This window comes from Acidovorax sp. (assembly GCF_046339755.1).
Classification (GTDB): Bacteria; Pseudomonadota; Gammaproteobacteria; order Burkholderiales; family Burkholderiaceae_C; genus Acidovorax.
Genome location: NZ_JBKDTZ010000177.1, coordinates 1 through 10403 on the forward strand (window position 1 = coordinate 1; position 10403 = coordinate 10403).

At 65.5% G+C, this 10403-nt stretch carries 11 protein-coding genes and 1 tRNA gene; all 12 read right to left on the minus strand.

The genetic code is table 11. The features are described 5' to 3' along the window. On the minus strand, positions 1-2010 hold a 2010-nt coding region (gene nuoG / locus ACK59X_RS14635; protein ID WP_409958176.1), incomplete at its 3' end, for an NADH-quinone oxidoreductase subunit NuoG. Between the two features lie 15 nt (positions 2011-2025). Beyond that, positions 2026-3384 carry an NADH-quinone oxidoreductase subunit NuoF gene (gene nuoF / locus ACK59X_RS14640; protein WP_409958178.1) on the minus strand — a complete coding sequence of 453 codons (1359 nt, stop codon included), beginning with the start codon at positions 3382-3384 and terminating at the stop codon, positions 2026-2028. Continuing rightward, the gene (gene nuoE / locus ACK59X_RS14645; protein WP_409958180.1) at positions 3381-3890 is read right to left on the minus strand and encodes an NADH-quinone oxidoreductase subunit NuoE; all 510 of its coding nucleotides are present in this window, start codon (positions 3888-3890) and stop codon (positions 3381-3383) included. The genes nuoF and nuoE overlap by 4 nt, the downstream gene beginning before the upstream one ends. Continuing rightward, positions 3887-5140: an NADH-quinone oxidoreductase subunit D gene (locus ACK59X_RS14650; RefSeq protein WP_409958182.1), complete on the minus strand. Its 1254-nt coding sequence runs from the start codon at positions 5138-5140 to the stop codon at positions 3887-3889. Before ACK59X_RS14650 ends, nuoE begins: the two co-directional genes overlap by 4 nt. A gap of 27 nt (positions 5141-5167) precedes the next feature. Next, entirely contained in the window at positions 5168-5776 is a 609-nt protein-coding gene (locus ACK59X_RS14655; RefSeq protein WP_409958184.1) for an NADH-quinone oxidoreductase subunit C, read from the minus strand. A 9-nt stretch (positions 5777-5785) separates the two neighbouring features. After that, on the minus strand, positions 5786-6265 hold the full coding sequence (locus ACK59X_RS14660; protein WP_007849129.1) for a NuoB/complex I 20 kDa subunit family protein: 480 nt from the start codon (positions 6263-6265) through the stop codon (positions 5786-5788). A gap of 27 nt (positions 6266-6292) precedes the next feature. Next, positions 6293-6652, minus strand: coding sequence for an NADH-quinone oxidoreductase subunit A (locus tag ACK59X_RS14665; protein WP_007849128.1), 360 nt, complete (start codon positions 6650-6652; stop codon positions 6293-6295). Between the two features lie 73 nt (positions 6653-6725). Further along, positions 6726-6810, minus strand: a tRNA-Leu gene (locus tag ACK59X_RS14670). A gap of 115 nt (positions 6811-6925) precedes the next feature. Next, positions 6926-7306 carry a preprotein translocase subunit SecG gene (secG, locus tag ACK59X_RS14675; protein ID WP_409958186.1) on the minus strand — a complete coding sequence of 127 codons (381 nt, stop codon included), beginning with the start codon at positions 7304-7306 and terminating at the stop codon, positions 6926-6928. 28 nt (positions 7307-7334) lie between these two features. Beyond that, positions 7335-8096, minus strand: coding sequence for a triose-phosphate isomerase (gene tpiA, locus ACK59X_RS14680; RefSeq protein ID WP_409958188.1), 762 nt, complete (start codon positions 8094-8096; stop codon positions 7335-7337). A 7-nt stretch (positions 8097-8103) separates the two neighbouring features. After that, the gene (locus ACK59X_RS14685; RefSeq protein WP_409958190.1) at positions 8104-9090 is read right to left on the minus strand and encodes an NAD(P)H-quinone oxidoreductase; all 987 of its coding nucleotides are present in this window, start codon (positions 9088-9090) and stop codon (positions 8104-8106) included. 148 nt (positions 9091-9238) lie between these two features. Then, on the minus strand, positions 9239-10403 hold a 1165-nt coding region (pnp, locus tag ACK59X_RS14690), incomplete at its 5' end, for a polyribonucleotide nucleotidyltransferase (protein ID WP_409958192.1).

The following is a 10403-nucleotide window of genomic DNA, read 5'->3' on the forward strand; positions in this document are numbered from 1 at the left end:
CTGCGGGGCAACGCCAGCCTTGGGCGTGACCGCCACGTCGTTGGACAGACGCGCCGGGATCAGGGCCTCGTCGCCCAGCGCTTCCTGGCGCACCTGCTCGGCGGTCTCGAACTCGAAGCCTGACAAGCCCAGCAGGTTGGCCAGCACGCGCAGCACCTTCCAGGCGGGACGCGTGTCGCCGAGCGGGCGCACCACGGCGTGGAAGCTCTGCAGGCGCCCTTCGGCGTTGACGAAGCTGCCCGAGGTTTCGGTGAACGGGGCGATGGGCAGCAGCACGTCGCTGATGTCCATGTTGGCCTTGAACGGGCTCATGGTCACGACCATCTGGGCCTGGCCGATGGCGGCAGCGGCCTGGGCGCCGTTGGCGGCGTCGAAGGCGGGCTCGGTGTTGAGCAGCAGCACGGCCTTGAGGCCGCCGGCCAGCATCTGGCCCGCGTTCAGGCCGCTGCCCACGGGGTGGGCGCCGGCGAACTGGGCTCCCACGGTGTTGGCGGCTTCCGTCAGGTAGCCGACGGTGGCGCCGGTCTGCTCGCCGATCCAATTGGCCAGGGCCAGCAGTTGCGTCGCCTGGCTGTGGTGCGCGGCAGCGTTGCCCAGCAGCACGGCCTTGCGTTCACCGCCCAGCAGCGAGCGGGCAATGGCCAGCGCGGCCTCGGTGGCTTCACCGGCACCTGCGGGTGCGGACACGCCCTTTTCCTGGGCCACGGCGGCAGCGATGCTGCCCAGGGCCTGCAGCCATTGGCCGGCGCCCTGCAGCAGCGAGTGCTTGACGGGCATGGCCCAGTCGGCCAGGGCCGAGTCGACCACGCTGACCTGGCAACCCTGGCGGGCGGCGGCGCGGATGCGCAGTGCGAACAGCGGATGGTCCTTGCGCAGGTTGGAGCCCACCACCAGCACGCGTTGCAGCGTGGACAGGGAAGCGATGGACGTGCCGAGCCAGCGGATGCCTTCGGGCGCTGCGAATTCGGCGTTGCGCAGGCGGTAGTCGATGCTGTCGCTGCCCAGACCGCGCACCAGGGCGGAGGCCAGGTACAGCTCTTCCAGCGTGCTGTGCGGGCTGACCAGGGCACCGATGCTGTTGGCACCGTGGTCGGCCTTGATGTTCTTGAGGCCGTTGGCCACGTACTCGAGCGCGGTCTGCCAGTCGACGGTCTTCCAGACGCCGCCCTGTTTGAGCATGGGCTGGGTCAGGCGTTCGTCGCTGTTCAGCGATTCGTACGAGAAGCGGTCGCGGTCGGCGATCCAGCATTCGTTGACGGCTTCGTTCTCGAACGGAACGACGCGCATGACCTTGTGGTTCTTGACCTGGACGATCAGGTTGGCACCGGTGGAGTCGTGCGGGCTGACGGAGCGGCGGCGCGACAGTTCCCAGGTGCGGGCGCTGTAGCGGAACGGCTTGCTCGTGAGCGCGCCCACGGGGCAGATGTCGATCATGTTGCCCGACAGCTCGGAGTCCACGGTATCGCCGACCACGGTGGTGATCTCGGAGTGCTCGCCGCGGTGGATCATCCCGAGCTCCATCACGCCGGCCACTTCCTGGCCGAAGCGCACGCAGCGGGTGCAGTGGATGCAGCGGCTCATCTCCTCCATGGAGATCAGCGGGCCCACGTCCTTGTGGAAGACCACGCGCTTTTCTTCCTCGTAGCGCGAGGAGGAACCGCCGTAGCCCACGGCCAGGTCCTGCAGCTGGCACTCGCCGCCCTGGTCGCAGATGGGGCAATCCAGCGGGTGGTTGATGAGCAGGAATTCCATGACCGACTGCTGGGCCTTGATGGCCTTGTCGCTCTTGGTGCGCACGATCATGCCTTGCGTCACGGGCGTGGCGCAGGCAGGCATGGGTTTGGGGGCTTTTTCCACGTCCACCAGGCACATGCGGCAGTTGGCGGCGATGGAAAGCTTCTTGTGGTAGCAGAAGTGGGGGATGTAGGTGCCGGCCTTTTCGGCTGCATGCATGACCATGCAGCCTTCGGCGACTTCTACCTTCTGCCCGTCGAGTTCGATTTCAACCATATGCGTTTCTCGCGATCAGGCGGAGGCGGAAGCCTGAGGGGTGTCTTTGCGGATCAGCGCTTCGAATTCCGGACGGAAGTGCTTGATCATGGCGCGCACCGGCATGGCCGCTGCGTCACCCAGCGCACAGATGGTGCGGCCCTGGATGTTGTCTGCCACCGAATTGAGCAGGTTCAGGTCGCCATCGCGCCCCTGGCCATGCTGGATCCGGTCGATCACGCGCCACATCCAGCCCGTACCTTCGCGGCACGGCGTGCACTGGCCGCAGGACTCGTGCGAGTAGAAATAGGACAGGCGCAGCAGGCTCTCGACCATGCTGCGGGAGTCGTCCATCACGATCACGGCACCCGAGCCCAGCATGGAGCCGGCCTTGGCGATGGAGTCGTAGTCCAGCGTGCATTCCATGATGATGGAGGCGGGCAGCACCGGGGAGGACGAGCCGCCGGGGATCACGGCCTTGAGCTGGCGGCCCTTGCGCACGCCACCGGCGAGTTCGAGCAGCTTGGCGAACGGCGTGCCCATGGGCACTTCGTAGTTGCCGGGCTTTTCCACGTCGCCCGAGACCGAGAAGATCTTGGTGCCGCCGTTGTTGGGCTTGCCGCACTCCAGGTAGGCCTGGCCGCCGTTGCGGATGATCCACGGCACGGCCGCGAAGGTCTCGGTGTTGTTGATGGTGGTGGGCTTGCCGTACAGGCCGAAGCTGGCCGGGAACGGCGGCTTGAAGCGCGGCTGGCCCTTCTTGCCTTCGAGCGATTCGAGCAGCGCGGTTTCTTCGCCGCAGATGTAGGCGCCGAAGCCGTGCGCAGCGTGCAGCTGGAAGCTGAAGTTGCTGCCCAGGATCTTGTCGCCCAGGTAGCCGGCGGCGCGCGCCTCTTCGAGCGCTTCCTCGAAGCGGTCATAGGTCTGGAAGATTTCGCCGTGGATGTAGTTGTAGCCCACGGAGATGCCCATCGCGTAGGCCGCGATGATCATGCCCTCGATGACGATGTGCGGGTTGAACTGCAGGATGTCGCGGTCCTTGCAGGTGCCCGGTTCGCCCTCGTCGGAATTGCAGACGAGGTACTTCTGGCCGGGGAACGAGCGGGGCATGAAGCTCCACTTGAGGCCAGTGGGGAAGCCCGCACCGCCGCGGCCGCGCAGGCCCGATTCCTTGACGGTGGCGATCACCTGGTCCTGGGTCAGGCCTGCGCCCTCCCCTTGTGCCAGGATCTTGCGCAGGGCCTGGTAGCCGCCGCGCGCTTCGTAGTCCTTGATGCCCCAGTTCGTGCCGTCCAGGCCCGCGTAGATCTGCGGGTTGATGTGGCGGTCGTGGAAGCAGGTCTGGACGCCCGTGGCCTGGAACTGCGAGAGGATCTTCTGTGCGGCGGTGCTCATGCTTGCCCTTCCGCGGCCTTGAGGCCGTCCACCAGCTGGTCGAGCTTGTCGTTGTCCATGAAGCTGCACATGGTGCGGTCGTTGACCAGCATCACCGGCGCATCGGCACAGGCGCCCAGGCACTCGCACTGCTGCAGCGTGAACAGGCCGTCGGGCGTGGTCTCGCCCATGGTCACGCCGAGCTTCTTCTCGAGGTGGTGCAGCGCCTTCTGGCCGTCGCGCAGCTGGCACGGCAGGTTGGTGCAGACGTTGAGCTTGTACTTGCCCGTCGGCTGCTGGTTGTACATGTTGTAGAACGTGGTGACTTCGTGCACCGCGATCTGGGCCATGCCCAGGTAGTCGGCGATCACGGCCTCGCTCTCGGCGCTGACCCAGCCCTGCTCCTGCTGCACGATGGACAGGCAGGCCATCACGGCCGACTGCTTCTGCTCGGGCGGGTACTTGGCCACTTCGCGCGCAAAGCGCGCCAGCGTGGCATCGGTGATCTTGGTATTGCTGCTGCTCATCGGTCGATCTCCCCGAACACGATATCCATGGTGCCGATGATGGCCACGGCGTCGGCGATCATGTGGCCGCGGGCCATTTCATCGAGCGTGGCCAAATGGGCGAAGCCCGGCGCACGGATCTTCAGGCGGTAGGGCTTGTTGGCACCGTCGCTCACCAAATAGATGCCGAACTCGCCCTTGGGGTGCTCGACGGCGGCATAGGCCTCGCCTTCGGGCACGTGGAAACCTTCGGTGAAGAGCTTGAAATGGTGGATCAGCTCCTCCATGTTCGACTTCATGGATTCACGATCAGGCGCAGCCACCTTGTGGTTGTCGGTAATGACAGGACCGGGGTTGGCGCGCAGCCAGTCCACGCACTGTTTGATGATGCGGTTGGACTCGCGCATCTCCTGCACGCGCACAAGGTAGCGGTCATAGCAGTCGCCCGTCTTGCCCACCGGGATGTCGAAGTCCATGCGGTCGTAGACATCGTAGGGCTGGGTCTTGCGCAGGTCCCAGGCGATGCCGGAGCCGCGGATCATGGGGCCGGTCATGCCCAGGTTGAGCGCGCGCTCGGGCGGCACCACGCCGATGCCGACGGTGCGCTGCTTCCAGATGCGGTTGTCGGTCAGCAGGGTCTCGTACTCGTCCACGCAGCCCGGGAAGCGCTTGGTGAAGTCGTCGATGAAGTCAAGCAGCGAACCCTGGCGGTTCTGGTTCATGGCCTCCAGGGCCTTGGCATTCTTGATCTTGCTGACCTTGTACTGCGGCATGCTGTCCGGCAGGTCGCGGTAGACGCCGCCCGGACGGAAGTAGGCCGCGTGCATGCGCGCGCCGGAGACGGCTTCGTACATGTCGAACAGGTCTTCGCGCTCGCGGAAGGTGTAGATCAGGATGGTGGAGCTGCCGCAGTCGTTTCCGTGCGAACCGAGCCACATCAGGTGGTTGAGCAGGCGCGTGATCTCGGAGAACATCACGCGGATGTACTGCGCACGCACAGGCACTTCCAGGCCCAGCAGCTTTTCGATGGCCAGGCAGTAGGCGTGCTCGTTGCACATCATGGACACGTAGTCCAGGCGGTCCATGTAGGGCAGCGACTGGATGTAGGTCTTGTGCTCGGCCAGCTTTTCGGTGGCGCGGTGCAACAGGCCGATGTGCGGGTCGGCGCGCTGCACGACTTCGCCGTCGAGCTCGAGCACCAGGCGCAGCACGCCGTGCGCTGCTGGGTGCTGCGGTCCGAAGTTCAGGGAGTAGTTCTTGATTTCAGCCATGGTGGGTCACGCGGGGCGACGAGCGCCTTAGTGCAGGCCTCCGTACTTGTCTTCGCGGATGATGCGCGGCGTGATCTCGCGCGGCTCGATCGAGACGGGCTCGTAGACCACCCGGCGCTGCTCGGTGTCGTAGCGCATCTCGACATGGCCGGACAGCGGGAAGTCCTTGCGGAAGGGGTGGCCGATGAAGCCATAGTCGGTCAGGATGCGGCGCAGGTCGTTGTGGCCGTCGAACACGATACCGAACAGGTCGAACGCCTCGCGCTCGTACCAGTTGGCCGAGTTCCAGAGGTCGGCAACCGAGGCCACGACGGGAAAATCGTCGTCGGCGCAGAACACCTTGACGCGCAGGCGCTGGTTCAGGCTGACGGACAGCAGGTGCGAGACCACGCAGTAGCGCGCGCCTTCGTTGACCTCGTCGGCGTAGGCCGAGTAGTCCACGCCGCACAGGTCGATCAGCTGCTCGAACTGGCAACCGGGCGCGTCGCGCAGCTGCTGCATGGCAGCCAGGTAGTCGGCGGCGGAGACTTCGATGGTGACCTCTTCGAGGGCCACATGGATCTTGCGGACCTTGTCGCCCAGCACGGCAGCGACGGTGTCCTTGATTTTTTCAGGGTGAATGGCAACAGATGTCATCATCGACCCTCAGACGCGTGCAATGGTGTTGGTGCGGCGGATCTTCTGCTGCAGCTGGATGATGCCGTAGATCAGCGCTTCGGCCGTGGGCGGGCAGCCGGGCACGTAGACGTCCACGGGCACGATGCGGTCGCAGCCGCGCACGACGGAGTAGCTGTAGTGGTAGTAGCCGCCACCGTTGGCGCACGAGCCCATGGACAGCACCCAGCGGGGCTCGGACATCTGGTCGTACACCTTGCGCAGCGCCGGTGCCATCTTGTTGCACAGCGTGCCGGCCACGATCATCAGATCGGACTGGCGGGGGCTGGCGCGGAACACTTCGGCGCCGAAGCGGCCGATGTCGTAGCGGGCCGCCGCCGCGTGCATCATTTCGACAGCGCAGCAGGCCAGACCGAAGGTCATGGGCCAGAGCGAGCCGGTCTTGGCCCAATTCACCACGGAGTCATAGCTCGTGGTGATGAAGCCTTCCTTCATCACGCCTTCAATCATTGCATCAGTCCTTGTTGAAGCCCGCTGTCATTCCCAGTCGAGGGCGCCTTTTTTCCACTCGTAGGCGAAGCCCACGACGAGGATCGTCAGGAAGATCACCACAGCCACGAAACCGGCGGCACCCACCTCGTGCAGCGTGACCGCCCACGGGAAGAGAAACGCGATTTCGAGGTCGAACAGGATGAAGAGAATGGCGACGAGGTAGTAGCGCACGTCGAACTTCATGCGCGCATCCTCGAAGGCTTCGAAGCCACACTCGTAGGGGGAATTCTTGGCGTCGTCCGGGCGGTTGGGACCGAGGACATATCCGATGACCAGGGGCACGACGCCAACGGCGATGCCGACCAGGATGAACAAGAGGACGGGGAGGTACTGATCGAGGTTCATCTGGAGGATGTGCTCACCGCTGTGGCCTGGCCCGACATGACCCTTGGCGGGTCATGCGGGGAGGCCTTTGTTTTGGTGCCGTCGGCGAGACTCGAACTCGCACAGCTTTCGCCACTACCCCCTCAAGATAGCGTGTCTACCAATTTCACCACGACGGCTGGATGTATGTGCCTGGATGGCATGAGGAACCTTGCGGTTTTGGCTTTCCAGACAATCCAGGATTCTACTCCGTAAAAACCCTGCTCCGTGTTTCAGAGCCCAAATTAGTGCAGATTATTTGGTCGGGATCTGCGCCGCGCCGGAAGCCGGCACCACGGGCACAGGAACCACCGCAGGGGTCGCACCCGATGCCGCAGACGCTGGCGCGGGCGAAGCCGCTGCAGGCGCTTCGAGCACGCTGCCAGAACTGGCGGGGCGCGCATTGCCGAAGTATGCCAGAGCCAGCGTGGCAGCGAAAAACACCGCCGCCAGCACTGCCGTGGTGCGCGACAGGAAGTTCGCACTGCCGCTGGCACCGAACAGGCTGCCCGAGCTGCCGCTGCCGAAGGCAGCACCCATGTCCGCACCCTTGCCGTGCTGGATCAGGATCAACCCGATCATCCCCAGGGCGGTCAGCATCTGCACCGCCAGAATCACGTTCACGATCACATTCATTCTCTGTTCACTCCTGATTTGGATAACTTCAGGCGCGGCCCGCAGAGGCCGCCCCCATGATCTGCAAGAAATCGCCGGCCTTGAGCGAAGCACCGCCCACCAGGCCACCATCGATGTCGGGTTGCGACAGCAGTTCGGCCGCATTCGCGGCATTCATGCTGCCGCCGTACAGCAGGTGCACGCGGTCAGCGTGCTCGCTGGCCGCGGCCAGTTGCGCACGCAGCACAGCATGCACCGCCTGGGCCTGCCCGGGCGTGGCCGTGCGGCCGGTGCCGATGGCCCAGACCGGCTCGTACGCCACCACGATCTCGCTGATGCAGTGGCCATTGAGATGGATCACCGCAGCCAGTTGGCGCTTGACGACCGCCTCGGTCTCACCGGCATCGCGCTCGGCCAGGGTTTCACCCACGCAGACGATGGGCGTGACGCCCAGCGCGAGCGCGCGCTGCGCCTTGATGGCCACGACGGCATCGGTTTCGCCATGGTACTGGCGGCGCTCGGAGTGCCCCACCAGCGCGTAGCGCGCACCGAATTCCTTGAGCATGGCGGCCGACACCTCGCCGGTATAGGCACCCTGCTCGTGGGCCGATACATCCTGCGCGGCCAGGGCAATGCCCGAACCAGCCACCAGCGCCTGGACCTGGGCCAGGTAGGGTGCCGGCACGGCCACGGCCACGTCGCACTGCACCGCAGCCGAGGCCATGCCCTGCAGCAGCGCCTGCAGCAGCGCTTCGTTGGCTGCCAGGCCGCCGTTCATCTTCCAGTTGCCTGCGATGAGCTTCTTTTTCATGTTCCGTTCACCACGTCAAAACGATCTTGCCAATGTGCTGGTTCGACTCCATCAGCGCGTGCGCCTGGGCCGCATCGGCCGCCGCGAATGTGCTGTGGATGACCGGACGCACCGTGCCCGCCGCCAGCAGAGGCCACACCCGCTCGCGCAACGCGCGGGCAATAGCCCCCTTGAAGGCCACGGAGCGCGGACGCAGGGTGGAACCGGTGATGGTGAGCCTGCGGCGCAGGACCAGGCCCGCGTTGACCTCGCTCTTGACCCCACCCTGCACGGCGATGATGACGATGCGGCCATCCTCGGCCAGGCACTCGACCTCGCGCGCGACGTAGCCGCCCGCCACCATGTCCAGCACCACATCCACCCCCTTGCCGTCGGTGATGCGCTTGGCCTCGGCCACGAAGTCCTGCGACTTGTAGTTGATGGCATGGTGCGCACCCAGCTCCAGGCAGGCCCGGCACTTCTCATCGCTGCCCGCGGTTGCGATCACCGTGGCACCAAAGGCGCGTGCCAGCTGGATCGCCGTGACGCCGATGCCGCTGGTACCGCCCTGCACGAGCAGTGTTTCACCCGCCTGCAGGCGGCCGCGGTCGAAGACATTGCTCCACACGGTGAAGAAGGTCTCGGGCAGCGAGGCCGCCTCGATGTCGCTGAAGCCCGCCGGCACAGGCAGGCACTGCTCCACCGGCGCCACGCACCACTGGGCATAGCCGCCACCGGCGACCAGCGCGCAGACGCGGTCGCCAATGGCCAGGCCCGCCTGGGCCATGGCAGCGGCATCGCCCGCCTCCACCACGCCCGCCACCTCCAGACCCGGAAGGTCGGAGGTACCAGGCGGGGGTGCGTAGTGGCCCATGCGCTGCAGCACGTCAGGGCGGTTGATGCCACTGGCACCCACGCGTATCAGCAGTTCGCCAACACCCGGCACCGGCACGGGACGCGCACCCAGGCGCAGCACGTCCGGCGCACCGAACGAGGAGATTTCCACCGCTTGCATAGGATGCTCTGTTGTCATCGAGGGCATGGGGATCGCCGGCACCGGCCGCCACCGCGGGCCCGCCGTCCAGACGACCCACCCGCATGGCAGCCGGGGCAGCGGATCGACCGCTCATCGGACCGATCGCACCACCCGCTGGCAGTACCCGTTATTGCTGCTGTTGCTGTTGTTGCTGGTCCACAGGCTGGCGGTCGCGACCGTGGTCGCGGCGGGGCTCGCGGTCACCACGCTCTGCGGGCGCAGGGCGATCGCTGAAACCACCACCCGCAGGACGCTCGGCCAGGGCCTTCATGGACAGCTTGACGCGGCCCTTTTCGTCGGTTTCCATGACCTTGACCTTCACGATCTGGCCTTCGGTCAGGTAGTCACCGACGCGCTCGACGCGCTCGTGCGCGATCTGGCTGATGTGCAGCAGGCCGTCCTTGCCAGGCAGCAGATTGATCAAAGCACCGAAGTCCAGGATCTTGGTCACAGGGCCTTCGTAGACCTTGCCGATTTCGACTTCTGCGGTGATCTGCTCGATCCGGCGCTTGGCCTCGTCGGCCTTGGCGGCGTCGGTGGCGGCGATGGTGATGGTGCCGTCTTCCTCGATGTTGATCTGGCAACCGGTCTCTTCGGTCAGCGCACGGATGACGGCGCCGCCCTTGCCGATCACGTCGCGGATCTTCTCGGGGTTGATCTTCATCGTGTAGAGCTTGGGCGCGAAGTTGGACACTTCGGTCTTGGCTTCGCCCATGGCTTCCTGCATCTTGCCCAGGATGTGGATGCGCGCCTCCTTGGCCTGGGCCAGGGCGACCTGCATGATTTCCTTGGTGATACCCTGGATCTTGATGTCCATCTGCAGCGCGGTGATACCGGCCGTGGTACCAGCGACCTTGAAGTCCATGTCACCCAGGTGGTCCTCATCGCCCAGGATGTCGGTCAGCACGGCAAAGCGGTTGGCGTCCTTGATCAGGCCCATGGCGATGCCGGCCACATGCGCCTTCATGGGCACGCCGGCGTCCATCATCGACAGGCAGCCGCCGCAGACCGACGCCATGGACGAGGAGCCGTTGGATTCGGTGATTTCCGACACCACGCGCATGGTGTAGGGGAATTCTTCCTTGCTCGGCAGAGCGGCCACCAGGGCGCGCTTGGCCAGACGGCCGTGGCCGATTTCGCGGCGCTTGGTCGAACCCATGCGGCCCACTTCACCGGTGGCAAAGGGAGGCATGTTGTAGTGCATCATGAAGCGGTCTTCGTACTCGCCGGCCAGGGCGTCGATGCGCTGGGCATCGCGCTCGGTACCCAGCGTGGTCACGACCAGCGCCTGG